This is a genomic window from Actinomadura citrea, assembly GCF_013409045.1.
GTDB lineage: Bacteria > Actinomycetota > Actinomycetes > Streptosporangiales > Streptosporangiaceae > Spirillospora > Spirillospora citrea.
In genome coordinates, this window is sequence record NZ_JACCBT010000001.1 from 943,960 (window position 1) to 968,801 (window position 24,842).

Sequence of the window (24,842 nt, forward strand, 5' to 3'; positions counted from 1 at the left end):
TGTAGTTGTAGGAAACCTGCAAAACCCGTCCCCCGCCTTGTGCGGGGAGCGGGCGGCGCGCGGACGTCGCCCTTCCAGGCGAAGGGATCAGGATACGGAAACCGGCTCCGGCTCCCGGCCGGGTTCGGAACCGGCCGGACGGCTGCCGAAGCCGGACAGGACCGATTCCAGCAGCGGCAGCGCGCGGCCCGCCCGCTTCGCGCGGATGACCAGGTCCCAGGCGGGCTCGAACTTCTTCCAGCCGCCGGCGTAGGCGACGTGCCGGGCCTTGCCGCGCAGCGTCGGCTTGGTCGCGGCGCCGCGCAGGATCGAACCCCAGCGGTAGAAGTCGCGGTAGGCGCGCCAGTAGCCGTCCTCAAGCTGCCGGGCGGTCATCTTGGCGGGCTTGAAGACGACCGTGCGGGTGTCGTACCGGTCCCAGTCCGAGTGCAGGAGGCGGTCGGCCTTGGCCATGCGGCCGTAGAGGCGCGTGCCGGGATAGGGGGTCAGGATGTGGAAGGTGGCCGTCTCGATCCCCTGGCCGACGGCCCACTCGACGGTGCGGTCGAACACCGACGGGTCGTCCTCGTCCATCCCGAACACGAAGCTGCCGTTGACCATCACGCCGTTGTCGCGCAGCCGGCGGACCACCGCGCCGTAGTCGCGGTCGATGTTCTGCCATTTGCGCTGCTCGGTGAGGTTCCCGGCGTTGACGGTCTCGAAGCCGACGAACAGGCTCCGCAGCCCGGACTCGACGGCCTTCTCCAGGAGCCCGGGGTTCAGCACCGCCTTCACCGTCCCGGCCGCCTGCCAGAGCCGTCCCATCCCGCGCATCCCGTCGAACAGCGCGGACGCGAACCGGGCGTTGCCGAACAGGTGGTCGTCCAGGAAGTACAGGTGCCGCCCCGGCAGCCGGTCGATCTCGGCGAGCGCCGCGTCGACGGTCTGGGTGTAGAACGACTTGCCGCCCTCGAAGAACGCCTCCTTGTAGCAGAAGTCGCACACGTGCGGGCAGCCGCGCGAGACCACGATCGAGTTCGGGACGAGGTAGCGCTCGCGGGCGATGAGGTCGCGGCGGATCGGCGGCAGCGCGGCGAGCGTCCGCTCGGACGAGTCGTAGCGGGCCGCCGGGCGCCCGGCGCGCAGGTCGGCGAGGAAGCGGGGCCAGGTGTCCTCGCCGGGCCCGCAGAAGATCGTGTCGGCGTGCCGGGCCGCCTCGTCCGGGAGCGAGGTGACGTGCAGACCGCCCAGGCAGACGTGGACGCCCCGGGCGCGGTACAGGTCGGCCAGCTCGTAGGCCCGCCGCGCGGAGGTGATGTAGACCTGGATCACCACGAGGTCGGGCTCGTCGGAGGTGTCGACCTTCTGCACGTGCTCGTCGGTCACCGTCACCTCGTCGTCCGGGTCGAGGTACCCGGCGAGCGTGGCCAGCCCGAGCGGCGGGAACAGCGAGTACTTGATCGGACGGAAGAACGGCGAGGTCGCCTCGGTCAGGGCCGGGAGGATCATCTTCACGCGCATGTCTCATTGGACGCCGCGCCGCCGCGCCGGTGGCGTCCGTCGTGTGCGGATCGTGTGGAGATCCCGTGCCGTCCGGGCGCGTCGGCTCTCGTTCGCGGGCCGGAGCGCGGGAAGGGGACGGAGCCCCGGGGCCAGGGCGAGGGTGACGGCCACCGAGGCGGCGGCCATGATCGCCATGGCGGCGGTGGGCGACGTCGCCTGGGCCACCCCGCCCGCCAGCGCCGCGCCGACGCCCTGCATCGTGAGCATCCCGGACGCGTGCAGACCCAGCGCGTGCCCGTGCAGGGAGACCGGGGTCAGCGCCATGAGGCGCTCCTGCAACAGCAGCGTCGCCGCATAGCCCACGGAGGCCAGGAGGACGGCGGCCGCGCCGAGGGGGAGCGGCGGGTCCACGGCGAACAGCAGGTAGGGGGCCGCCAGCAGGAGCCGCAGGGGCGGGCCGAGGCGCTCGCGCAGGCGCGGCGGGACGAACCGGCCCGTCACGGTGTCGCCGACCAGCATGCCGACGGCCCCCACGGCGAGCAGCAGCCCCGCGTGATGCGGGGAATAGGCGACGAAGAGGGCCTCGCAGCCGACGATCAGGCCGTTCGGCACCCACATCGCCAGGTAGACGCAACGGCGCGGGGCCGAGGAGAGCAGCCGCACGTTGGTGCGCCAGGTCTCCGCCGGGCTCGGGCGCCCGGCGGCCCGGGGCGGGCGGCGGCTCAGGCCGGTGACCGCCACCACCGCGGTGAGCAGGTAGAGCGCGGCGCCGGCGAGCAGGGTGCCCCGCGGCGAGAGCGCGACGACGAGGACGCCGCCGACGGCGAAGCCGCAGATCTGCGTCGTCCCCACCGCCATGTTCAGGACGGAGCGCCCGAGGAGGTAGCCCTCCTCGGGCAGGATCTCGCTCAGCAGGCCGTAGCGGACGCCGCTACCGAGCGAGGCGACCAGGCCGAGGCCCAGCACGATGGCGAACAGCGCCGCCAGCGGAAGGCCGGGAACCGCCAGGACGGCCGTCCCAGCGCCGAAGAGCAGCGCCATGCAGGCGAGCGCGGTCCTCGGCGGCAGGCGGTCGGCGGCCGACAGCAGCGTCAGCGCGCCGGCCATCTGGGCGAACGAGCCGCCGAACATGCTCAGCGCCGACAGCAGCGGCGAGCGGGTCGCGTCGTACACCAGCGTGCCGAGCGCCAGGCCGCTGACCGTCTGGGCGGACCCCTGGACCGTGAACGACGCGAAGAGCGGCGTGTACTCCGGGGCGCGGAAGAGATCCCGATAGGTGCGCATGATCGACAGACTCGGGGCCGCCGCCGCGCGGCCGGTAATGTTTCGCAGGGAGGCGAAACATGGGTGTGTGGCTGGTCAACGCGGACACGCTCGCGAGCGGGCGGTTCGTGATCTCGGCCCTCGCGGAGACCACCGCCTGCGTGAAGCTCCTGGAGAAGAACGCCGCCGCGCACCCGGGCGAGCGGGCCTGGCTCGACGACCACCTGCCCGCCTACCGGCGCATGCTGCGGCGCGACCCGGTCACCGCCGCGCTGCTGGACGCCGCCCTCGGCACCAGGACCAGGTGGATCGCCGACTTCCTGACGCCGCCGCACCCGGGCGTGGGCTCGCCGCCGTTCCACGAGGAACTCGCCGTCGTCCGCCGGACCCCGCCCGAACGGGCGCACGCCGACCTGGAGGTCTCGTTCGGCGGCCCGCTGCCCGCCGAGCTGCGCCGCCCCGACGCGCCCGAGCGGATCGCCGGCCTGCTGGAGTGGGTGTGGACGCACACCGTCGAGCCGGACTGGGAGCGCCGCCGCCGCGTCATCGAGGCCGACGCCGTCGCGCGCGCCGGGCAGCTGAGCCAGGGCGGCTGGGCCGCCGCGCTCGACGACATGCGCCCCGGGATGCGCTGGCTCGGCGACGGCCGCCTCCAGATCAACGTCCACGACTACCCGCCGCACGACATCTCCGGCGCCCGGCTGCTGTTCGTCCCGGTCACGCCGCGCGGAGGCTGGGTGGCCTGGGAGGAGCCGGACCCCGACCGGTACGCGATCGTCTACCCCTGCTCGGCCCCGCTGGCGGGCGCGGGCGAGGCCGCCGTCCCCGAGGCGCTCGAACGCCTCCTCGGCCCGGGCCGCGCCCGGGTCCTCGTCCTGCTCGCCACGCCGCTGAGCACCACGCAGCTCGTGGCGCTGACCGGCCAGGGCCTCGGCTCGGTCGGCCGCCACCTCCGGGTCCTCTTCGACGCCCGCCTGATCGACCGCCGCCGCGCCGGACGCTCCGTCCTCTACTACCGGACGGCCACCGGCGAAGCACTCGCGGACGCCACCCGCCCCCCGAACACCCCTGCCGCGACGCACTCGCCCACCTGACGCCGCCTCCCGGCCCCCCGGGAGCCTGGCGTGTCGGCCTGGGCCTACAGAGAGGTGGGGCTAGACCCACTCCTGGTCTCACCAGGATCTGTGCGGGAACACTCGTCCTGGCCCGTCCGATCTGCTGGACGGTCCGCCTCCTCGTCGCGCGCTGGACGGGCACCGTGATCCCGCCCGGGTACCGGCGGCCAGGGCCGGTGATGCAGCTGTCCACCGGGTACTGGTGGAACGGCTTCGGTTACGAGCGCACTCGCCGCGACGCCCTGATGGACCAGAAGCGGAGGATCCGGTGGAAGGACCCCGCCAACTGGCGTGACCTGCGGTTCATGGGAATCGCGCCGTTCACCGCGGGCGTGGTCGCGGCTCGCCCCTCGCCCGCGATGGTGATGGCGGACCGCGTGCGGGAGCTGACGGCCCAGCGCGCCGACACCACGGTCGCGCAGGCCGCCGAGATCCGCCGGATCGAGCGCGACCTGCACGACGGGGCGCAGGCCCGCCTCGTCTCGCTCGGGCTCTCCCTCGCGACGGCGGAGAAGCTGATGGAGACCGACCCCCGCCGCGCGAAGGCGGTGATGCGCGAAGCACGGGTCGACGCGGCCACGTCGATCACCGAGCTGCGCGAGCTGATCCAGGGCATCAGCCCGCCGGTGCTCACCGAGCGCGGGCTCCTCGACGCCGTCCGCGCCCTCGCCCTGGGCCTCCCCCTGGAGGTGGCCGTCGGCGCCGGCGCCCGGCCCCGCCTGGACCCGCCGATCGAATCGGCCCTGTACTTCGGAGTCGCCGAGCTGCTCACCAACGCGGTCAGGCACGCACGCGCTGCGGACGTGGCGTCCGGACGTGTCCGTGATCGACGTTCGCATGCCGCCGGACCAGTCGGACGAGGGCCTGCGCGCGGCCCTGGCCGCCCGCCGCGAGACGCCCGGGCTGCCGGTCCTCATCCTGTCCCAGCACGTCGAGCAGCTGTACGCCCGCGAGCTGCCGGCCGACGGCTCCGGCGGCGTCGGCTACCTGCTCAAGGAGTGCGTGTTCGACGCCGACCAGTTCATCGGCGCCCTGGAGCGCGTCGCGGCCGGCGGGACCGCCATGGACCCGGCCGTCATCGCGAGGCTGCTGACCGGCGGGCCCGCGGACCGGAGCCTCGACCGGCTCACCGACCGCGAGCGGTCCGTGCTGGGCCTCATGGCGGAGGGGCTGTCCAACCAGGCCGTCGGCCGCCGCCTCTTCCTCAGCGAGAGCGCCATCAGCAAGTACACGACCTCCATGTTCGGCAAGCTCGGCATCCCCGACGACGGCGACGGCAACCGCCGCGTCCTCGCCGTCCTCGCCTACCTGAACAGAACCTAGTCCGGAGCCCCGGCGGTCGTCAGGAGGTCACTGCCGGGGCAGTTCCTGCTCCTGGTCCTGCTCCCGCGCCTGATCCTGGTCCTTGGCGGTCTCGGCCGGGTCGCCGGTGAGGTGGTGCAGCGTCCCCGTGACGTCCAGGAGCCGGTCGAGCCGCCCGCTCCGGCCGGTCAGCGCGAGGTGGACGCCGGCCGCGGACGTCCGGCGGCGGACCATCAGCAGCGCGGCCAGGCCCGCCGAGTCGCACAGGCCCATCCCGCCGCAGGCGAGCTCCAGCTCGCGGACGTCGGGGTTGTCCTCCATCTGCGTCCGGACGGTGGCCACCAGCGTGTCGGCGGTGTAGAAGTCCAGATCACCCTCAATCTCGATCCGCAGCGCGTGCGTCCCGGAGAGGGTGGCGACGACGCGCAGCGGAGTATCGGGAACAAAGGCGGTCATGCAATCCTTCCTTCGGCGGCCTCCGGCAGTGGGTGCCGGAGGGTGTCGCGGGCGCGGGAGAGCAGGTCCGTGGCCCGGGGATAGTCGACGAGTTGCTCGGCCAGCAGATCCAGACCCGGCAGGAGGCTGCGGGCGGGCACGCCGCGCGCGGTGAGGATGCCCGCCGTCCAGCCGATGAACCCGGTGAACAGCTCGGGGTCGTCCACATAGAGGGCGGCCCCGAGGAAGTCGACGATGTGGGCGATGTCCTCGGCGGTGCGGCGGCGCTGCTGGTCGGTATAGTCCGCCATCGCCGGGAAGCGGGCCGGCAGCTCGGTCACCACGTACCGCACGAGCCCGCGCGCGGTCCGGGTGATCTGCGTGTACTCCTGGTCGGCCAGGTGCGGCAGGTCGTCGATGACCTGGCGGACGGGCGGCGGCTTGCCCAGCGGCCCCTCCGCCAGCCGGTCGGCGGCGGAGCGGGCGTCGGGGGCCCAGCCGTCGGCGCCGAGCAGGGCGGCGTACCGGCCGTCCGGCCCGTACGCGGCGCCGCCCACCAGGACGGGGGTTCCGGTCGCCTGGCAGGCGGTGACGGCGGCGTGCGCGGAGGGCAGCCGGGTGGCGATCGAGGACGACAGCGCCACCACGGCCGGGTTCGTCCGGTGCACGTGGGCGATCAGGTGCGGAGTCGGCACCTGGGCGCCGAGGTAGTCGACCTGCCAGCCGCGCAGCCGCAGCACCTCGGCCAGGATCCGCGCCGGCAGCGCGTGCCACTCCCCGTCGATGCACGCGACCGCCACCCGGCCGCGCGGCCTCTCGCCATGCCGTTCCAGGGCCTTGCGCACCGCCGGATGGTGCGCCAGCGCCGCGATCGACCGTTCGTTGATCGCCGTCGCGGTGTGCTCCTGCGCGACCGTGAGCCGGTTGGCCGCCCACTCCCGGCCCACCCGGGCCTGGAGCGGCGCGATGATCTCCAGTAGGACGGTCTCGGCGTCCGCCCCCCGGTCGAGCGCGGTCGTGACGGCGTCGGCGGCGGCGTACTCGTCGCCCGCGATGACGGCGTCCCAGAGTCCGTCCGTCGCCGTGGCGAGCTCGGAGGAAGGCCCTTGGTGCTCCGTGGTTCCGTTCACGCGGTGAACCTCCCCGGCCCCTGCCCCCCTACGGCGCTCAGGTGGAAGCGCCGGGGAGCGGTGATGGCGACCACGGCCATGTCGTCGTGCTTGCCGGTGCCCACCCATTCGGAGGCGAGCATGTGCACCCGCTCGACGAGGGCCTCCGGGGGCATGCCCCCGCAGCGGGCGAGCTCGCCGCTCAGCCGCTCGTCGCCGAACATCTCGTCGCCCAACGGGCCGCCGAAGGCCTCGGTGATGCCGTCGGTGTAGAGCAGGCACGTGTCGCCCGGCTCCAGCAGCACGGTGGCGGTCGTGGAGGTGATCTTGTCCAGCACCCCGATCAGCGACCCGCCCGTGTCGGCGGTCTCGACCTCCCCGCCGGCCCGCACGATCAGCGGGCGGGTGTGGCCCGCGCTCGTCAGGCGCAGCCGCACATGACCGCCCTCCCGCCGCACCGAGGCCAGCACGAGGGTCACGAAGCGGGTGGACTCGCTGTTCAGCAGCGTCCCGTTCAGCAGCTCCAGCACCCGCTTGTGGTCGTCGGCCAGCGGGAGCAGCGCCCGGAGCGTGTTGCGGATCTTGCCGGTGAGCACGGCGGCCTCCAGGCCCTTGCCGCACACGTCGCCGAGCACGACCAGCGACTCCTGCTCCGGGTCGGAGCCCTCGGCCGCGGGGTGCAGATCGTAGAAGTCGCCTCCGACGCGCTCTCCGGCGCCCGACGGCCGGTAGCGGGCCGCCAGTTCCACCTCGCCCAGCTCCCGGGTGCGCGGCGGCAGCAGCTCGCGCATCAGCGTCTCGGTGATGGACGCCTGCTCGGCGTACACGCGGGCGGCCGACATCGCCGCGCCGGCCCGTGCCGCGAACAGGCGGGCGATCATCTCCTCGCCGTCGGAGAACGCGTGCCGCCCGCCGCGCCGGAGCAGCACCAGCGCCCCCGCGGGCACACCGTGCCCCGGAAGCGCGGTCACCACCATCGCGGCGAGGTCGCCCAGATCGGCGCGGAGGATCCAGGGAGGCGCGGCCGCCGGGTCGAGCCAGCGGGACGGCATCGGAGGGAACCCCTGCATCGCCTCCGCGAGCCCCGGCACCTCCGCGGGGTCCACGACGAGCTCCTGGTGGTCCACCTGGCCGTCAGGGCCGCAGTAGGAGACGGGGTAGGCGCGCCCGGAACCGGGCGCGATCACCAGGGCGGCGTCGGCGAGGTAGCGCGCCGCCAGGTGGACGGTCACCTCCATGCACCGTTCCAAGTTCAGCGACGCCAGCAACTGGCTGGACGCCTCCGCCAGGAAGGCCGTGCGTTCCCGCTCGTCGGCGAGCTCTCGCTCCAGCCGCCGGTGCGCGGTGACGTCGAACAGCCACCAGACCGTCCCCGGCCCGGGCCCCGGCGGAGTGTCGGGGGCGCTGTGGCTCTCGTCGGGCACGCCGTGGGCCTCGAAGGCCCGGTCGCCGATCGAGCCGTGCGCGACCGGGCGCGAGATGCCCGGCTGCGACAGATCGGCCTCGGTCACATCGGAGAGGGGGGCGCCGGTCACCGCATGGTGCGCGTCGGCCAGCCAGGCGGGCGCCGCGTCGTCCAGGAGGGCGCCCGGATTCATGCCGAGCAGGAGGCGTGCCGCGTCATTGAGCCGGATGACGGTACCGCTCGGATTCACGGCCAGCGCGGGGTACGGACCGGGCCCCAGCGCCGGGTCGAGAACGCGCTGAGCGCCGTCTATGCCTTGGGTCAGTTCCATCACGTCGCAGCCTGCGGCGGGACCACTTCCTTCCTCAGCTGAGCCGCCGAACGAGAACCTCGTCCTCACCGCCACCCTAACCACAACAAGACAGTTGCCGAAAGGCAAAGATCCGTTCTGCTTCCTCCGCGGGCCGCCGTCCGGCGGGAGGGCGACCAGGTCAGCCACGTGATCGGCGCCTCATGATCGGAGGCCATGAATGCCCCCGGCGTTCCGGGGTAGCCTCGCCTCGACAGGAGGTCGGGTCTGGTGATGGACGCGGTACAAGACGGGAATCATACGTCGCTTCGGCTGTGGCGCGACCCTCACGACAGACTCCGAATACGCGTGGAGAACCGCGACACCTGCATTCTCGTACGCGTCGAAGGTGAAATCGATTACCTCACGGCGGACGCCTTCCGGGAACATGTGCTTTCTCACGCGTCGGCCGCTTGGCGGATCATCCTCGATCTCCAGGATGTGGCGTTCTGCGATTCCTCCGGGCTGGGGGCTCTGGTGGGACTCTGGAAGACCGTCACGGCCCGGCGGGGCCGGCTGGTCCTCAGCCGCCCGAGCCCGGTGTGCCACCGGATCCTGCAACGCACGGGCCTCGACGCGCACATCATGATCAGCCCTACGCTCCGGCACGCCTTCGCGAAGGTCGCCGCCGACCAGGCCGGTGCGCCGCCTTCCCCCTTGGTCCCGAACGCGCGCCAGGACGCCTCCTGAAAGGCGCCGGCCGTTCACGCGGCCCGAGGTCGGCTCCCTGGCTCGCGATGACGGGATCCGTCATCCACGGGAAGACCTGAGATCGATCCGGCACCACCTGTCCCGGCTGCCACTCTCATATCTCGACCAGGACACATCCTTGGCGGTCGAGCGACCGGCGTCCTCTCCGGCGGAATGGCGGCGGTCGGGAGGCTCGGCGCCGAACGACACGTCGCCGTGTCGAGATCTCCTCCACGGCGACACCCTGGCCCGGATGCGCCCGGCACGGCCCGGGACCCTGGCGATGCCCGGGTCCCGGGCCGTGAGACGGGGTCACTTGGGCGGCATGAGAACGCTGTCGATGATGTAGACGGTCGCGTTGGCGGTCTGGACGTTGCCGCAGACGACGTTCGCGTCCTCGCCGACCGTGTAGGAGTCGCCCGAGCCGCTGCTTTTGAGCATGGCGCCGTTCAGCGTCTTGAAGTCGCCCGTCCCCAGCCCGGCCGGCGAGACCCGCCGGCCGATCACGTGGTAGGTGAGGATGCTCGTCAGCGTCTTCTTGTCCGCCATGGCCTTGTCGAGCGTCGCCTTCGGGATCTTCTTGAACGCGTCGTTGGTGGGCGCGAACACCGTGATGTTCTTCGACCCGTTGAGCGTGTCGACCAGGCCGGCCTTCTTCACGGCGCCGACCAGCGTGGACAGCACCGGGTTGCTGGACGCGGCGGTCGCGACCGGGTCGGTGGACATGCCCTGGAAACTGCCCTTGCCGGACGCCGGCACCGCCGAGCACGCGGGCCCGAACGGTATGCCGGCCCCCGGCACGCCGCTCGGCGAGGCCGCCGGCGCGGACGATCCGGCCGGGGCCGCCGCGGCGTCGTCCTTGTCGTCGCCGGAGCAGGCCGTCGCGCCGGTGGCGAGGGCGGTCGCGGCGAGGACGCCGGCGACGATGCGGTTGCGGTACACGGTGAACTCCTTTGTCGGAAACTGCGTGTGGCCGGTCCCGTCGGTGGCGCGGCAGCGGAGCGTGTGGGAGCCGGGAGCAGCGTCCCACTCGGCGACCCACTGCCGCCACGTGTCCAGGCCGGGGACGGGCGCGAGCCGCGCCTCCGGCGGCGGGCCTTCCACGTCCCGGGCACGCCCGGCCGGAGCCGCCCTGCCGTGTTAACTTGGTCAGGTGACCAACTTGGCCGATCGACCAAATTCGGCGCGCGGCGACCGCCGGCGGCGGCAGCTGGTGGACGCCGGGATCGCGCTGCTGGACCTGGAGGGCTGGCCGGGCGTCTCCACCCGCGCGGTGGCCGAGCGCGCCGGGACCAACCCTGGCCTGATCCACTACCACTTCGGCGGGCTGGCCGGGCTGAACGCGGCGATCTTCCGGCAGGCCACGGACCTGATCGTCGGGCCCATGGTCGCCGAGCTCCTGGCGGCGCCGGACGAGCGCGCGGCGCTGGAGACGATGCGGAACCTGCTGGCCCAGGCCCCGGCCGAGGAGCCGGGGTCACGGCTGGCCGCCGAGCTCATCGTGGGCGCGATGCGCGATCCCGCGCTGGGCGCGGTGCTGCGCGACGAGCTCCGGCAGGCCCGCGCGCGGATCGCGGACCGCCTCCGGGCGCTGCACCCGGACTGGCCGCGGGGACGCCCGTCCGGCGCGGCCACCCTGATCACCGCGGCGATCGACGGGGTGATGCTGCACTACATGATCGACGGCGACCTCCCGGTCGGCGACGCCCTGTCCGCGGCGTCCGACCTGCTGGAGGGCCGGGCATGAGGGTTCCCGACGCCCCCCGACCTGGTGAAGGACTGAACATGGAGATCATCGACAGGCCCGCTCCGCCGGCCGGACTGCACCGCCTGCTGTGGCGGCTGCCCATCCGGCTGTACCGCCTGGGGCTCGGGCCGGTACTGGGACGCCGCGTCATGCTGCTCACGCACACCGGCCGCGTCTCGGGCCTGCCGCGCCAGGCCGTCATCGAGGTCGTCCAGAGGGACGCGCACGGCTACGTGGCCGCCTCCGGGTTCGGCCCCCGAGCGGACTGGTACCGCAACGTCACGGCGAACCCGGACGTCACCCTCCAGATCGGCGGGAGGCGCGTCCAGGCGACCGCGTCCCCGATCCCGACCGGCGAAGGCGGCGAGATCATGGCCCGGTACGCCCCCCGCCACCCGACCGCCGCGCGCCGGCTCTGCAGGCTCATGGGCTTCGCCGTCGACGGCGGCGTCGAGGACTACCGCCAGGTCGGCCGGCACATCCCCTTCGTACGCTTCACCCCGCGCCCCCCGTCGCCGACGAGCTGATCCGATCCCGCGGCGCGGGGGCCCGGTACCCCCGCCGGGCGGGGACGACGAGGGGGGCCGAGCATCCCGACCGCTGCGGCGATGGGCGCGCGTCGGTCTTCGGGCTAACGGGGCATCACGGACCTCCTGGCGTGCTGAACGGCTCGGGTGAGGCCAAGGCGATGTGGGGACGGCCGGTGAGGGGATGCGGGCCGATGTGCGCGCGTACTCCGAACACGTCCTGGATGAACTCGGGTGTCAGCACCTCAAGGGGCGGACCGTGCCCGGCCACCACGCCCTCGCGCAGCACGACGACCTGGTCGGCGTAGGCGGCGGCGTGGTCCAGGTCGTGCAGGGCCGCCAGCAGGGTGAGCCCGAGTGAGCGGATCAGGTCGAGCAGGGCGAACTGCGCGCCGGCGTCGAGGTGGTTGGTGGGTTCGTCCAGGATCAGCAGCGGGGCCTCCTGTGCGAGGGCACGGGCCAGCAGCACGCGCTGCCGCTCTCCTCCCGAGAGGGTCGACACCGGCCGGTCGGCGGCCCAGTCCATGCCGACCCGCTTCAGCGCGTCCGCGATCGCCGAGCGGTCGGCCCCGCTCTCGCGGTCGAGCGGGCGCCGGTGCGCCGTCCGGCCGACGGCGACGGCCTCCGCGACCGAGAAGTCGCCGCCGACCTCGCCGTGCTGCGGCAGGACGGCGCGGCGCCGCGCGGCCCGCCGGGGCGACATCCGCCACAGGTCCTCGCCGCCGAGACGGACGACGCCGCCGGACGGTCGCAGCGACCGGTACACCGTCCTCAGCAGGGTGGACTTGCCGCTGCCGTTCGGACCGACCAGCGCCACGAACTCGCCCGATCCCGCGCTCAGGTGCACGTCGGCGACGATGGGGCGGGCGTCGATCCGGACGCTCACGCCGTGCAGGTCAAGGCGCATGCGTGCCTCCGGAGGCGCGGCGGCGCAGCAGGAAGAGGAAGAACGGGACGCCGAGCCCCGTGGTGAAGACCCCGACCGGCAGTTCGTTGGGACGGTCGGCGATCCGGGCCGCCAGATCCACCAGCACCATGAACACCGCCCCGGCCAGCAGCGCCACGGGCAGGACGCGGCGATGGTCGGAGCCGACCACGAACCGGGCCATGTGCGGGACCATCAGGCCGATGAACCCGATGCCGCCCACGACGCTCACCACCGTGGCCGTGAGCAGCGAGCCGATCAGCAGCAGCGTGACGCGCAGCGCCGCGACCGAAACGCCGATCCCCGTCGCCGCGTCCTCCCCGGCGAGGAGCGCGTTGAGCGGACGTGCCTGGAGCATCAGGTAGGCCAGGCAGGCCGCAATCAGCGCGGTGGGAAGGCCGAGATCGGTCCAGGTGGCGCCGGCCACGCTGCCCATCAGCCAGAACATCATCCCCTGCAGTTCGGTCGGGTTGAGCTGGAGCTGGACGAACGTCGTCGCGGCGGTGCACAGGTACCCGACGGCGACGCCGGTCAGCACCAGCCACGAGTCCAGCAGCCGTCCCGCGCGCTGGGCCAGCAGGTACACCAGCAGCGCCGACAGCAGCGCGGCGCCGAAGGCGGCACCGGTCACGCCCAGCGCGCCGGCCGCGCCGCCGAGCGCGGTGCCGCCGAGCGCCGGCACGAGCACGGCCCCGAGGGAGGCCGCGGAGGAGACGCCGAGGACGTAGGGGTCGGCGAGCGGGTTGCGGACCAGCGCCTGGAGCGCGGCGCCCGCGACGGACAGGCCCGCGCCGGCCAGCGCCGCCAGCAGCACGCGGGGTGTGCGGATGTCCCAGACGACCTGGCCGAGCAGCGGGTCGGCGGTGTCGCCCCGCCCGGACAGATGGGCCCACAGGACGCTCCACACCTTCCCGAACGGGAGGTTCACCGAGCCCACCGAGATCCCGAGCACCATGGACGCGACCAGGGCGGCGCCGAGCACGGCCAGCAGGAGACCCGTCCCGGCACCGGAGACGAGGTGCGGCCCGCGGGTGCGGGCCGGCGCCTCGCGGGTCAGGGTGTCAGGCATCGCCGATCACCTTGGCGATCTTCTCGACGCCCAGGGCGTTGAGGGGGCCGAGGTAGACGCTGTCGGACACGACCGTGTACGTCCGCGTCTTGGCGGCGTTCCACTGCGGGTAGGCGGCGAACAGCTTCGCGGCCTCGGCGTCGCCCTTCTCCTCCGGGGTGAACAGCCCGACCACCAGGACGTCCACCTGCGCGGTGGCGAGCTGCTCCTTGTTGAGGGTGCGGGTGGCGTCCTCACCGCGCCCGGAGAACGCGTTGACCCCTCCGGCCGCCTTGATGACGTCGTCGTAGACGCCTCCCGTCATCACGGCGGGCAGGCCGTTGGCGTTCATCATGGACATGCCCGGGTAGGCGATGACGACCTTCCTGGCGGGTCTGCCGGCCGTCCTCGCGCGCACGGCCTCGACGCGGGCGCGCAGGCCGGAGACCACCGCGAGGGCGCGCTGCTGGACGTCGAAGATCCGGCCGAGCAGCGCCATGAACTCCAGCGAGGAGTTGATCGACTGGGCCCTGTACGCCCGCTTCTCGGCCTCGGTGGCGTCCGGTTTTCCGTTGGCGCAGTTGACCGGGTTGACCAGCGACGTGATCCCCGCGGCGGCGAGCTGCTCCCGGGTGGCGAATCCGCGCTTGGCGTCGAACCCGCCCGACCAGGTGGAGACCACGAGGTCGGGCTTGAGCCTCAGCACCTGCTCGGCGGGGACGTCGAAGTTCCTGTTCATCGTCAGCCCGCCGGTCGGCAGCGCCCGGATCCGGGCGATCATGGACGGGTCGTCGGACACGCCGTAGGTCTGGGCGTTGGCCAGGACGCTCTTCTCCAGACCGAGCGTCAGGAAGCTCTCCACCTCGCCGACCGAGGTGCCGTTGAGGATCAGCACCCGCCGCGGCGGCCGGGTGAAGGTGACCTTGGTCCCGCAGTTGTCGAACGACAGGGGATAGGACGTCCTGCGCGCCGGTCCGGTCACGGACGCCGCACCGGAACCGGGGTCGGCGGGGGACTCGCCGCAGGCGGCGGCCGGCACCGTCGCGAGCGCGGCGGACATCGCCGCCGCGAGGGCGCGCAAGGGAAGGGGACGGTTCATGAGCATGCTCTCTTTCCAGCCGGAGTCGTCGACGACTCCTCGGGAGGGATGCGAAAAGACATCCGGGCGGCGTCGTGCCGAGCCCGGCGACATGCGTCGCCCTGGGAGCGCTCAGATCAGAAAGTCACGGATCACGCGGTGGCGCCCAGGGCGTTCCCGACCCCGGGAGGCCCACGACGGGCCACGGCGTACCGGAGGACGGCCTGAACCGGGGCCCGCTCATCGGCGCGACCGCGCGGTACGGGCCGCCGGACGCCGGGGGAGCGTCCGGCCGCGAACACGAGCAGGAACACCAGCGGGCGCAGGACCCAGCCCGCCAGTACCCGCACGAGCGCGCACAGCCGCGCCTCGCCCCACTCCAGCCAAGCGGACGTGACCAGCACGCTCACCGCGTGCATGAGCAGCATGCCCAGACCGGGAACGCCGCTGTGGGCCATCGGCTCCCCGCCGCCGTCCATGGCGGCGGTGTCCGGGCGAGCCGCCACCAGAGGATGCCCGGCGGCGCGCATGAGCAGGACGTGCAGGACGACCTGCGAAGCGGCGGTGGCGGGCACGATCGACGCGAAGGTCCGCTCCCGGCCGGTCAGCGCCAGCGCGGGACCGAGGACGAGAAGGAAGCCGACCAGCGTCGCGGACCGGTCGAGGCCGCCGCCGCCGGCCAGGTGCCCGAGCGCGGCGAGGCCAGCGCACGCGGCGGCGAAGCCTGCCGCACGCACCCAGCGCACCACCGACCAGAGACCCATCTGATGGGGATACTCCCACACGGTTTCCGGCGATGGCGGACCGGGCGACCGCGGCCGTGGCCGGCGTCGTTCTCCGCCGCTCGTCGTCATGCGTCGGGGGTTGCCAGGCCCGTCTGGTAGGCGATGACGACCAGCTGGGCGCGGTCGCGCGCTCCGAGTTTCGTCATCGTGCGGCTGACGTGGGTGCGCGCGGTGGCCGGGCTGATGAACAGTTCGGCGCCGATCTCCTGGTTGCTCAGCCCCCGTGCGATCAGGGCCAGCACCTCCCGCTCGCGGTCGGTGAGCGGCGCGAGCCGGTCCCGCGCGTTCGCGGACACCGTGTGCCACGCGGTGAACTTGCTGATGAGGCGCCTGGTGATGCGGGGTGCGAGCAGGGCCTCTCCGGCGGCGACCACCCGGATGGCGTGCAGGAGCTCCGCCGGCCCGGCGTCCTTCAGCAGGAAGCCGCTGGCCCCGGCCTGCAGTGCCTCGAAGACGTAGGCGTCGGTGTCGTAGGTGGTGAGGATGAGGACCCGGACGTCCTGCAGCCCGCGCATCGCGGTGATCCGCGCCGTGGCCTGGATGCCGTCCAGCCTCGGCATGCGGATGTCCATGAGGACGACGTCGGGGCGGGTGGCGCGGGCCATCTCGACGGCCTGGAGGCCGTCGGTCGCCTCCGCGACCACGGCGATGTCGTCCTCGACGTCGATCAGCAGCGCGAACCCGGACCGCACGAGGCCCTCGTCGTCGGCGAGCAGCACCTTGATCGGCGCCGTGGACGGCGCGCTCAAGGTGCCGCCTCCCGTCGCGGCCCGGTCGGTGCGAGGGGGAGCCGGGCCGTCACCTCGAACCCCCCGCCCGGAGTCGGGCCGGCGTCGAACTCGCCGCCGAGCAGCCGGCAGCGCTCGCGCATGCCCAGGATCCCGTGGCCGGGGTCGCCCGGGGCGGTCGCGCCGCCGTTCGCGGTGCGGCGGCCCTCGTCGGTCACGCGGATCTCCAGGGCGTCGGTCCCGGGGGTCAGCGCGACCGTCACCCGGGTGGGGCCGACGTGGCGGATCACGTTGGTGACCGACTCCTGGAGGATCCGGTAGGCGGCGTTGCCCACCGCGCTCGGCAGCGGCGCCGCGGGAGGGGACGCCTCCAGCGTGACGTCCAGCCCCGCTTCGCGGGCCTTGGCGGTCAGCTCGGCGATCTGGTCCAGGCCGGGGTGCGGTGCGCGGCCGTCGCCGTCGTCGCGCAGGACGCCGAGGACGGCCCGCATCTCCCGCAGCGCCCGCGAACTGGTCTGCTCGATGGTCCGCAGCGCTTCGCGCGCCTGCTCCGGACGCTTGTCGAGCACGTGCGCGGTGACCCCGGACTGCACGTTGATGATCGCCACCGCGTGGGCGACGGTGTCGTGGACCTCGCGGGCGATCCGGAGGCGTTCGGCGTCCACGCGCGCCCGAGCTTCTTCCTCGCGGGTCCGTTCGGCCAGTTCCGCGCGCTTCTCGGCGTCGGCCGCGATGACCCGGCGGGACCGGACGGACTCGCCGAGAGCCGCGCTCATGACCGACGCGCCGACGCGGAAGAACACCCAGCCGATGGCGGCCCGCGGCTCGATGTCGGCCGCCGTGTACAGCCAGACGGCGGCCAGCACGCTGATCCCCGCACCGGCGATCACCAGTGACCGGCGTCCGTCGCCGTAGGCCACGAGGGTGTACAGGGAGACGAAGAGCGCGAGCCAGCCGGGTCCGTCGGGGAAGCCGAGACCGTAGTACGCCAGGCTGGCGAGAGCGGTGACGGCGAACACCGGCACCGGCCGGCGGCGGCGGACGGCCACGGCCAGGCCGCTCACCACCAGCAGCGCGTATCCGAGGTCTCCCAGGTCGGCGAGCGGCCGTGTCGCCCCTTCGGCGGCGACACGGGCGACCGTTCCCTGGACCTGCATCACGGTGACGAGGAGCGCGAGCAGCGTGTCGTGCGTCGCCGCGCGCAGGGAGAACGTCCCGGTACGGCGTTCCATGCCGGGATCCTACTGTCGCGGTGCGCGGACGCTCCTGCGCTCAGGCGCGCGATCCGCTCCTCCGTCAGGTGTAGCGGACCCCGGCGCGGCGTACGCCCGAACGCGTAGGCGCCGCCGTCCGCCGTCAGACGCGGCGGCCGCCCCGCCGGCGCGACGATCGCCGCCATGAGCGATCACTCCGTACCCCCTCGACCGGACGGCGCCCTCGCGGCGCTGGCCCGCTTCTGCCACCGGCGCCGCCGCCTGGTCCTCCTGGCCTGGCTCGTCGGCGTGCTCGCCGTGGCGTTCGCAGGCTTCGGCTACGGTGCCCCGTCCGACAACGACTTCTCCGGCGGAGACTCCGGATCCGCCAAGGCGCAGAAGCTGATCGAGGCGCACTTCCCCGAGCGGCGGGGCGACACCCTGACCCTCGCGGTCAGGGCGGCGAAGGGGATCGACGACCCCGCCGCCCGGCAGCGGATCGAGAAGGTCATCGCCGAGCTGGACGCCTCGCCCGTGACCGGGCCGGTGACCTCGCCGTACCAGGACGGGAGCCTGGTGACGCGGGATCGCCGCATCGCCCGGACGACCATCCCCCTGACCGACGAGGAGGCGAAGAGGTCCGACGTCGAGCCGCTGGTGGCCGCGGTCAAGGACGCCTCCGGCGACGGCGTGACGCTGGGGCTGGGCGGCGAGCGGGCGGAGAAGGCCGAGACGCCCCCGCAGGGCCCGGCCGAGGGCGTGGGCCTCCTGACCGCGGCGGTGATCCTGTTCGTCTCCTTCGGGTCGCTGGTCGCGATGGGCCTGCCGATCGCGACGGCACTGACGGCGATCCTCGGCGGCATCGCCCTGATCAAACTGGTGGGGCACCTCGTCCCCGCGCCGGACTTCACGGTCCTCGTCGCCGCGCTGGTCGGCCTCGGCATCGGCATCGACTACGCGCTGTTCATCGTGACCCGCTACCGGGAGGCCCGGCAGGACGGCGACGACCCCGAGGGCGCCACGGCCAAGGCCATCGCCACCGCCGGACGCGCCGTGCTGTTCGCCGGCACGACCGTGGTGATCGCGCTGCTCGGACTGGTCGTGATGGGGCAGCGGCTGATGACCGGCGTGGCCATCGCCGCGTCGGTGACGGTGCTGGTCACGATGGTCGCCGCGGTGACGCTGCTGCCGGCGCTCCTGGGCTTCACCGGTCGCCGGATCGACTCGCTGCGGCTGCCGCGCCGCGCGTCCCGCCCGCGTTCCCGCGAGCGCCGTGCCCCCGCCGAGCGCTGGGCCGCCGTGGTGCAGCGCAGGCCGCTGGCCGCCGCGGTCCTGGCGGGGACGGGCCTGCTGGTGCTGGCCGCCCCCGTGCTGTCGATGCGGCTGAGCCTGCCCGACGCGAGCGTCCAGCCGCACGACCGGAGCAGCCACACCTCGTACACGATTCTCTCCGAGGGCTTCGGGCCCGGCTACGGCGCGCCCCTGATCTTCGCCGCGCGGGTCGGGTCCGCGGACGCCGATCTGCGTCCCGTCGTCGAGGCGGTCGGCCGGACCGAGGGCATCGCCTCCGTCACACCGCCCCGGATCAGTAAGGACGGGCGGGCGGCCACGTTCATGGCCTTCCCCGAGAGCGGCGCCCAGGACGAGGCGACCGCGGATCTGGTGCACCGGCTGCGCGACGACGTCCTGCCCGGGGCGCCGGGCGGCGGCGGGGTCCAGGTGGGCGGCCCGAACGCCGGCGCGATCGACATCGCCGAGGAGGTCGGCTCCCGTCTGCCCCTGATGATCGCGGTCGTCGTCGCCCTGTCCCTGGCGCTGCTGGTCGCGCTGGTCCGGTCGGTCACGATCGCGCTGCAGGCCGCGGTGATGAACCTGCTGTCGATCGGCGCCGCCTACGGCGTGCTGGTCGCGGTCGTCCAGTGGGGGTGGCTCGGCTCGGCCCTCGGTTTCCCCACCGCCATGCCGATCACCACCTGGGTACCGATGATGATGTTCCCGCTCCTGTTCGGCCTGTCCATGGACTACGAGGTCTTCCTGATCTCGCGGGTCCGGGAGGAGTACGAGCGCACCGGCGACACCCGGACGGCCGTCACCCGCGGCCTGGCGCGCACCGCCAAGGTCATCACCGCCGCGGCCGCCATCATGATCGCCGTCTTCTCGACGTCCCTGCTCGGCCCCGACGTCTCGGTCAAGCAGATCGGGCTCGGGATGGCCGTCGCCGTGTTCGTCGACGCCACCGTCGTCCGGATGGTCCTCGTCCCCGCGGTGATGGAGCTGTGCGGCCGAGCCAACTGGTGGATGCCCGGCCGTCGGGGCCCCGCCCATGCTGGAGAAACCCCGCTCCAGGGGGCCGGTTCGCGGGAGACGTCCGGCACAATGTGGGCGGGACGGAGGTGACCGCGTGTCCGCACTCGGAGGATCGCTCGAACGCTCCATCATGGACGTGCTCTGGGCGGCCCCCCGTCCGCTGCGGGTCCGTGAACTGCTGGCCGAGCTGAACGAGGACGCGGAGAAGGCGCTGGCCTACAACACCGTGCAGACCGTGGCCGAACGCCTGGCGCAGAAGGGCCTCCTCCGGCGCACGCAGGACGGCCCGGCCTTCCGCTACGGCCCGACGCGGCCGCGGGAGGAGTACGCGGTCGAGCTGATGATGGACGCGTTGAGCGAGGCCGCGGACCACGGCGCCATCCTGGCGAGGTTCGCCGAGAGCGTCCCGCCGGAGGACGCCCGGCACCTCCTGGACGCCCTGCGGCGGCGGACCGCCGGCGAGGACGCGTGACCGCGTGATCGTCCTGGTGACCGGCCTGGTCGTTTCGGTGGTCGTGCTGGGGTGCGCGGCGGGGCCCGTTCTGGATCTCCTCAGGCGCTCGGCCGTCGGCCCCGGGACGGCCGTCGCCTGCTGGGCGGCCGCTCTCGCCGGAACGTGCATCGCCGCGGCGGGGATCGCGGCGGCGGCGCTGCTCGCGCCGCCGGGCCCGGGCCACGGATTCCTGTCCCGGCTGCGCGACTGCCTGCCCCACCACGGCCGGATCGCCACCGCCGCCGCGGCCGTCGCGACCGCCGTCCTCGTCGCGGCCTGCGCCGCCGTGCTCGCCCGCGGCCTGCCGAGGCTCGGCCGGGCCGTGCGCCACCGCCGGCGGCACCGGGAGATGCTGCGGCTGGTCGCCCGCGAGGACCGCCGCCATCCGGACGTCCTCGTCCTCGACCACCCCGTGGCCGTGGCGTACTCGCTGCCGTCCCGGCACCGCGCGATCGTGGTCAGCACCGGGGCCCAGCAGGTGCTCAGCGCCGAAGAGCTCGGCGCCGTCCTGGCGCATGAGCGGGCGCACCTGCGCCAGCGCCACCACGTGCTCCTGCTGGCCGTGGACCTGGTCCACGCCATGCTGCCGTGGCTGCCGACCGTCCGGCGCGCGAAGGCGCGGCTGCCGCTGCTGCTGGAGATGGCCGCGGACGACGCCGCGGTCCGCGCCCACGGCACGCAGCCGCTGGTCGGCGCGCTGTGCCGGCTTTCGGCGGCGCCCGCCGTCGCGGGGGCGCTCGGGGCCGCGGGCGCGCCGGCCGCCGGTGCGCTGATGGAGCGGGTGCTGCGGTTGGAGGGCGCCGCTCGGGCGAGGCCGCGGCGCGCCGTCCGGCTCGCGGCGGGTCTCTTCGTGGTGGCGGCGGTGGCCGCGCCGCTCCTGGCCGGGGCCGTGGCGATCGCCGAGCTCGCCGCGACGTGCTGAGGCGGTATGTGGCTTTTGGGGAAATCCTCCGCTTCGGTGGCGAACCGACCGTAAACCTCCTACGCTCCGTAGGAGGTCACGGTCCGACGTCCCCGCCGGGGACGGCCGGCGACCGCGCCGAATCCCGCGGACGGCTCCGTCCGGGGAACCGGGGACCCGATCTTCAGGGGTGAATCCGTCCCACCAGGACGGTAGGGCGACTCCGGCCCGAACCCGTCAGCTGACCCGGTAGGCGGTACAGGAGAGGACACCGCATGCAGCGACGAGCTGCCGGCCCCCGAACGACAGCCCGCCGCAGGATCCGCACCGGCACGGCATGGACGGCCGCCTTCGCGCTGTCCGCCGGGCTCCTCGCGCCCGCGCCCGCCCACGCCGAGCCCAAGCCGACGCGCAAGCAACTGACCGCGCAACAGGAGAAGCTCGCCGACGAGGCCGAGAAGCTCAGCGAGCAGTACAACGGCCTGCGCGAACGCCTCAAGCAGGCCGAGCACGCCGCGAAACTCGCCAAGGGCAGCGCCCTGCGCCAGAAGCAGGCACTGGACGAGGCGCGCGAACGCATGGCGAAGATCGCCGCGGACAGCTACAAGAACGGCCCGGCGGACCCGGCCATCACCTTCGCCTCGTCCTCCGACCCGCAGGCCGTCCTGGACCAGTCGGCCACCCTCAACTACTTCGCCAAGCAGAACGACACCCGCATCACGCAGATGCTCCAGGTGATGCAGGGCGCCGACCGGTCCCGCAAGGCCGCCGAGCAGCGCGCCGCCCAGGTGCGCGCGCTCACCGGCGAGGCGAAGAAGAAGCGCCGGGAACTCCAGGTCAAGCTCAAGAAGGTCGAGAAGCAGCTCGGCACGTTCAAGACCGCCGGCGCGCGGCCCGGCTCCATCCCCAACCTCAGCTCCGGCGGAGCCTCGGCCAAGGCGATGACGGCCGTCCGGGCCGCCCTGGCCCAGCAGGGCGTGCCCTACTCCTGGGGCGGCGGCACCGCGTCCGGCCCGAGCTACGGCACCGCGCAGGGCGCCAACATCAAGGGCTTCGACTGCTCCGGCCTGACCCTGTACGCCTACGCGCAGGTCGGCATCACCCTCGGCCACTACACCGGCAGCCAGTACAACGCCGGGACCCACGTGAGCATGAGCCAGCTGAAGCCCGGCGACCTGGTGTTCTTCCACAGCGACCTGCACCACATGGGCATGTACATCGGCAACGGCAACATGGTCCACGCACCGCAGACCGGCGACGTCGTCAAGATCGCCCCCCTCGCCGGCCGCCCGTTCGCCGGCGGAGTCCGTGTCGCCTGACCCCCGAGATGTCGCCTGACCCCCGAGATGCCGCCTGACCTCCGAGATGCCGCCCGCCCCCGGTGCCCGGCCGCCGATGGCCGATCACCCTTCGCCGCCCTGGGCTCCGGGATGAGAACGCACGTCGGCGGCCGCCCTGGACGGGACGGCGCGAACACCGGACGGCGGGCGGGACGGCTGAGGCGGTCGTTGCGCCGCGACGTCCTCCGGCTTGCGTCCGGCCTGTTCGTGCTTCTCGGTCTGCTGGCGATGCACGGCTTCCAAGCCACGTCGAGCCCGGTCGAGATGAGCGGCGTTCCGCTGCCGTCCATGGCCGCCGGGCACGCGGCCCCCGTCACCGGAGCGGTGACGGGGCACCGCCCGCCCCAGGACGACCGGTCCGGCGACCATCACTCCGACCGCCACTCGGACCATCCCGGCGGCCAGGTCTGCCTGGCCATGCTGACGCTGCTCGCGCTCGTCACGGTTCTTCTCACGCTGTGCCTGCGGAGGACGCCGCCGGTGGCCGTGTCGAGGCTGACACGGATCCGCATCCTGCTGGTCGGACGGCCGCCGCCGAGACCGTCCCTGCACCGATTGAGCGTGCTGAGGCTGTGACAGGTCCAGCGGCGCCCGAGAGCGGGCGCCGCCGCCGACCACCGATCACAGCACTCGACACGGAAGGCTCACCACCATGAAGCGAGCGTTCGCGCTCCTCACCGTCCCGGCCCTGGCGATCGCGCTGGCCGCCTGTGGCGACGGCGACGACGGCGGCTCGACGGGCCACCCGATGCCCTCTCACTCCATGCCCGGCCACTCGGCGTCGCCGGGCGGCGGGCAGGCCGGACCGCACAACGGCCAGGACGTCATGTTCGCGCAGATGATGATCCCGCATCACCGGCAGGCGATCGAGATGGCCGGCCTCGCCGCCACCCGCGCCTCGTCGACGCAGGTGAAGGCCCTGGCCGCCGACATCAAGAAGGCGCAGGCACCGGAGATCCAGCAGCTCGGCGCGTGGCTGAAGAGCTGGGACGCCCCGGTTCCCTCGCCGGGCACGACCGGCATGGGCGGCATGCACCACGGCGGCACGGACGGCATGATGAGCGAGAAGGACATGAAGGAGCTGGGGGCGGCCAAGGGCGAGGCGTTCGACAAGGCGTTCCTGAAGATGATGATCGAGCATCACGAGGGCGCCGTGGCGATGGCCGGGACCGAACGGTCGTCCGGGCAGTTCCCGCCCGCCCAGCAGTTGGCCGGGAACATCGTCTCCTCCCAGACCGCCGAGATCGCCAAGATGCGGACCCTGCTGAAGCGGTGACGATCGCCCGGCGCCGGGCGGGAGCGGCCCTCTTCAGGAGCCGGTTCGGTGTTGGGTGGACGGCGTGGTGACGTCGCGGATGAAGCGTCCTGCCTGGTCCAGGGCTCGGGCCGCCTCTGGGAGGAACGTCCAGAAGAGGTGGAACCCGTGGGTGGCCACCGGGTAGAGCTCCAGGCGCGCGTCCACGTCCTGCTCGCAGGCCTCCTCCGCCAGGCGGCGGGCCTGGCCGACGAGGTGGTCGCCCGTGCCCGCCTGGACCAGCAGGGGCGGCAGGCCCCGCAGGTGGTCCGGGCGGGCCAGCGGGTTCACCAGCGGGTCGTCCAGGGTGTGCCCCGCGAGGTAGTGCTCGACGCACTGGCGCATCACGCGGCCGGTCACCACGGGCTGGGGGCCGGCCGGCTCCTCTTCGAGGACCGTGCAGGCCAGGTCGATCCACGGGCAGAACAGGGCGGCGCCGCCGGGCAGGGGGAGGCGCCGGTCCTTCAGCGCGAGCAGCAGGGACAGGGCCAGGCTCGCCCCCGAGGAGTCGGCGGCGATCACGATCTGCTCGGGCGGTGTCGTTTCGAGCAGCCAGAGGTAGGCGCCCGCCGCGTCGTCGAGGGCCGCCGGGAAGGGGAACTCCGGCGCGAGCCGGTAGTCCGGGACGACCACCTCGCACCCGGCGGCCGCCGCGAGCGCCCCCGCCAGGGGCCGGTACCCGTACGCCGAGCCCATCACGAAGCCGCCCCCGTGCAGGTGGAGGACGCGCGACGGTGAGGCGTCCGGCGGCGTCAGCCGCAGGGCCGGGACGCCGCCCGCCTTCACCGGCCTGACCGCGACCTCCGGCGGCGGCTCGAAGCCGGCGAGCATGGTCTCGTACTCGGAACCCATCTCCCCGAGGTCGCCGCCGAGGCGGTTGCGGTCGGCGATCGGCTGCCACAGCCTGCCAGCGCGGCCGGACGCCTCGCCGCCGATCGAGCGGGTGGTCGCGATCGCGTCGTCCACGCCGGCCAGCAGGGTCCTCGCCCGGTCGAGCAGGGCCTCGCCGGCGAGGGTCAGCTCCACCCGGTGCGTCGAGCGGTTCAGCAGGTCGCAGCCGACCAGGCGTTCCAGGCCCTGGATCTGGCGGCTCAGTGCGGGCTGCGACAGGTACAGGCGCCCGGCGGCGCGGCCGAAGTTCAGCTCCTCGGCGACGGCGACGAACGCGCGCAGATGGCGCAGCTCGATCGCGTCGGGCGCCTGGGGCAGCCTGAGCACGCGCGGTGGGGTGTCGTCCGGCATGCCGCCATTGTCGCCGGGCCGCGCCCGCCGTGGTGATGCCGTTCACGCACGACCGTCATGCACGAACGGCCTTTCCCTCAGGAC

23 protein-coding genes, 2 pseudogenes and 1 riboswitch are annotated in these 24,842 nt (G+C 73.6%); of the genes and pseudogenes, 12 read left to right on the forward strand and 13 right to left on the reverse strand.

The genetic code is table 11. From position 1 onward, the window contains the following. Positions 1-87 precede the first annotated feature (87 nt). Both BJ999_RS04645 and BJ999_RS04650 read right to left on the reverse strand, forming a co-directional pair. The gene (locus BJ999_RS04645; protein ID WP_179832127.1) at positions 88-1,500 is read right to left on the reverse strand and encodes a B12-binding domain-containing radical SAM protein; all 1,413 of its coding nucleotides are present in this window, start codon (positions 1,498-1,500) and stop codon (positions 88-90) included. Between the two features lie 3 nt (positions 1,501-1,503). Then, positions 1,504-2,766: an MFS transporter gene (locus BJ999_RS04650; RefSeq protein WP_179832128.1), complete on the reverse strand. Its 1,263-nt coding sequence runs from the start codon at positions 2,764-2,766 to the stop codon at positions 1,504-1,506. A gap of 59 nt (positions 2,767-2,825) precedes the next feature. Between BJ999_RS04650 and BJ999_RS04655 the strand changes: the two genes are divergently transcribed. The 3 genes and pseudogenes from BJ999_RS04655 to BJ999_RS04665 form a co-directional block, all read left to right on the forward strand. After that, positions 2,826-3,839 (forward strand): ArsR/SmtB family transcription factor, encoded by a 1,014-nt coding sequence (locus BJ999_RS04655; protein ID WP_179832129.1) that lies wholly within the window; start codon positions 2,826-2,828, stop codon positions 3,837-3,839. A 386-nt stretch (positions 3,840-4,225) separates the two neighbouring features. Continuing rightward, positions 4,226-4,429, forward strand: a pseudogene (locus BJ999_RS41750) (histidine kinase); the annotation flags it as partial. 223 nt (positions 4,430-4,652) lie between these two features. Next, positions 4,653-5,183, forward strand: a pseudogene (locus tag BJ999_RS04665) (response regulator transcription factor); the annotation flags it as partial. Between the two features lie 27 nt (positions 5,184-5,210). Here BJ999_RS04665 and BJ999_RS04670 read toward each other — a convergent pair. Genes BJ999_RS04670 through BJ999_RS04680 form a run of 3 tightly spaced genes read right to left on the reverse strand, consistent with a single transcriptional unit; the run spans position 5,211 to position 8,442 of the window. Continuing rightward, entirely contained in the window at positions 5,211-5,618 is a 408-nt protein-coding gene (locus BJ999_RS04670) for an STAS domain-containing protein (RefSeq protein WP_179832130.1), read from the reverse strand. Beyond that, the gene (locus BJ999_RS04675) at positions 5,615-6,727 is read right to left on the reverse strand and encodes a cobalamin-dependent protein (protein ID WP_229810233.1); all 1,113 of its coding nucleotides are present in this window, start codon (positions 6,725-6,727) and stop codon (positions 5,615-5,617) included. Before BJ999_RS04675 ends, BJ999_RS04670 begins: the two co-directional genes overlap by 4 nt. Beyond that, positions 6,724-8,442, reverse strand: coding sequence for a PP2C family protein-serine/threonine phosphatase (locus BJ999_RS04680; protein WP_179832132.1), 1,719 nt, complete (start codon positions 8,440-8,442; stop codon positions 6,724-6,726). Before BJ999_RS04680 ends, BJ999_RS04675 begins: the two co-directional genes overlap by 4 nt. Positions 8,443-8,769: 327 nt before the next feature. Between BJ999_RS04680 and BJ999_RS04685 the strand changes: the two genes are divergently transcribed. After that, positions 8,770-9,150 (forward strand): STAS domain-containing protein, encoded by a 381-nt coding sequence (locus BJ999_RS04685; RefSeq protein WP_179832133.1) that lies wholly within the window; start codon positions 8,770-8,772, stop codon positions 9,148-9,150. A gap of 312 nt (positions 9,151-9,462) precedes the next feature. Here the strand turns inward: BJ999_RS04685 and BJ999_RS04690 are convergent, their stop codons facing one another. Beyond that, on the reverse strand, positions 9,463-10,254 hold the full coding sequence (locus tag BJ999_RS04690; protein WP_308427243.1) for a fasciclin domain-containing protein: 792 nt from the start codon (positions 10,252-10,254) through the stop codon (positions 9,463-9,465). A gap of 49 nt (positions 10,255-10,303) precedes the next feature. Between BJ999_RS04690 and BJ999_RS04695 the strand changes: the two genes are divergently transcribed. Continuing rightward, positions 10,304-10,897, forward strand: coding sequence for a TetR/AcrR family transcriptional regulator (locus BJ999_RS04695; RefSeq protein WP_179832134.1), 594 nt, complete (start codon positions 10,304-10,306; stop codon positions 10,895-10,897). Between the two features lie 38 nt (positions 10,898-10,935). Next, positions 10,936-11,424, forward strand: a complete 489-nt coding sequence (locus BJ999_RS04700; protein ID WP_179832135.1) for a nitroreductase family deazaflavin-dependent oxidoreductase — start codon at positions 10,936-10,938, stop codon at positions 11,422-11,424. Between the two features lie 115 nt (positions 11,425-11,539). Here BJ999_RS04700 and BJ999_RS04705 read toward each other — a convergent pair whose 3' ends face one another. From BJ999_RS04705 to BJ999_RS04730, 6 genes are all read right to left on the reverse strand, one after another. Then, the gene (locus BJ999_RS04705; RefSeq protein ID WP_179832136.1) at positions 11,540-12,331 is read right to left on the reverse strand and encodes an ABC transporter ATP-binding protein; all 792 of its coding nucleotides are present in this window, start codon (positions 12,329-12,331) and stop codon (positions 11,540-11,542) included. Further along, positions 12,321-13,418 carry a FecCD family ABC transporter permease gene (locus BJ999_RS04710; protein ID WP_179832137.1) on the reverse strand — a complete coding sequence of 366 codons (1,098 nt, stop codon included), beginning with the start codon at positions 13,416-13,418 and terminating at the stop codon, positions 12,321-12,323. Before BJ999_RS04710 ends, BJ999_RS04705 begins: the two co-directional genes overlap by 11 nt. Beyond that, positions 13,411-14,496 (reverse strand): ABC transporter substrate-binding protein, encoded by a 1,086-nt coding sequence (locus BJ999_RS04715; protein ID WP_179832138.1) that lies wholly within the window; start codon positions 14,494-14,496, stop codon positions 13,411-13,413. The genes BJ999_RS04710 and BJ999_RS04715 overlap by 8 nt, the downstream gene beginning before the upstream one ends. 131 nt (positions 14,497-14,627) lie before the next feature. Next, positions 14,628-15,239 (reverse strand): hypothetical protein, encoded by a 612-nt coding sequence (locus tag BJ999_RS04720; RefSeq protein WP_179832139.1) that lies wholly within the window; start codon positions 15,237-15,239, stop codon positions 14,628-14,630. An 86-nt stretch (positions 15,240-15,325) separates the two neighbouring features. Further along, on the reverse strand, positions 15,326-16,009 hold the full coding sequence (locus BJ999_RS04725; RefSeq protein ID WP_179832140.1) for a response regulator: 684 nt from the start codon (positions 16,007-16,009) through the stop codon (positions 15,326-15,328). Further along, entirely contained in the window at positions 16,006-17,220 is a 1,215-nt protein-coding gene (locus BJ999_RS04730) for a sensor histidine kinase (RefSeq protein ID WP_179832141.1), read from the reverse strand. The genes BJ999_RS04725 and BJ999_RS04730 overlap by 4 nt, the downstream gene beginning before the upstream one ends. Positions 17,221-17,385: 165 nt before the next feature. Between BJ999_RS04730 and BJ999_RS04735 the strand changes: the two genes are divergently transcribed. The 6 genes from BJ999_RS04735 (at position 17,386) to BJ999_RS04760 (ending at position 23,498) form a co-directional block, all read left to right on the forward strand. Then, positions 17,386-19,578, forward strand: coding sequence for an MMPL family transporter (locus BJ999_RS04735; protein WP_179832142.1), 2,193 nt, complete (start codon positions 17,386-17,388; stop codon positions 19,576-19,578). Between the two features lie 4 nt (positions 19,579-19,582). Further along, positions 19,583-19,960 (forward strand): BlaI/MecI/CopY family transcriptional regulator, encoded by a 378-nt coding sequence (locus tag BJ999_RS04740; protein ID WP_179832143.1) that lies wholly within the window; start codon positions 19,583-19,585, stop codon positions 19,958-19,960. 4 nt (positions 19,961-19,964) lie between these two features. Further along, positions 19,965-20,903: a M56 family metallopeptidase gene (locus BJ999_RS04745; protein ID WP_179832144.1), complete on the forward strand. Its 939-nt coding sequence runs from the start codon at positions 19,965-19,967 to the stop codon at positions 20,901-20,903. A 105-nt stretch (positions 20,904-21,008) separates the two neighbouring features. Continuing rightward, positions 21,009-21,154: riboswitch (cyclic di-AMP (ydaO/yuaA leader) on the forward strand. Positions 21,155-21,157: 3 nt separating this feature from the next. Then, entirely contained in the window at positions 21,158-22,201 is a 1,044-nt protein-coding gene (locus BJ999_RS04750; protein ID WP_179832145.1) for a C40 family peptidase, read from the forward strand. 111 nt (positions 22,202-22,312) lie between these two features. Next, complete coding sequence (locus BJ999_RS04755; protein ID WP_179832146.1) at positions 22,313-22,798, forward strand: DUF6153 family protein; 486 nt, start codon at positions 22,313-22,315, stop codon at positions 22,796-22,798. Positions 22,799-22,874: 76 nt separating this feature from the next. Then, a complete protein-coding gene (locus BJ999_RS04760; protein ID WP_179832147.1) occupies positions 22,875-23,498 on the forward strand; it encodes a DUF305 domain-containing protein in 624 nt (207 codons plus the stop codon). 33 nt (positions 23,499-23,531) lie between these two features. Here BJ999_RS04760 and BJ999_RS04765 read toward each other — a convergent pair whose 3' ends face one another. Continuing rightward, positions 23,532-24,758, reverse strand: coding sequence for an alpha/beta hydrolase fold domain-containing protein (locus BJ999_RS04765; RefSeq protein ID WP_218934938.1), 1,227 nt, complete (start codon positions 24,756-24,758; stop codon positions 23,532-23,534). Positions 24,759-24,842: the final 84 nt, after the last annotated feature.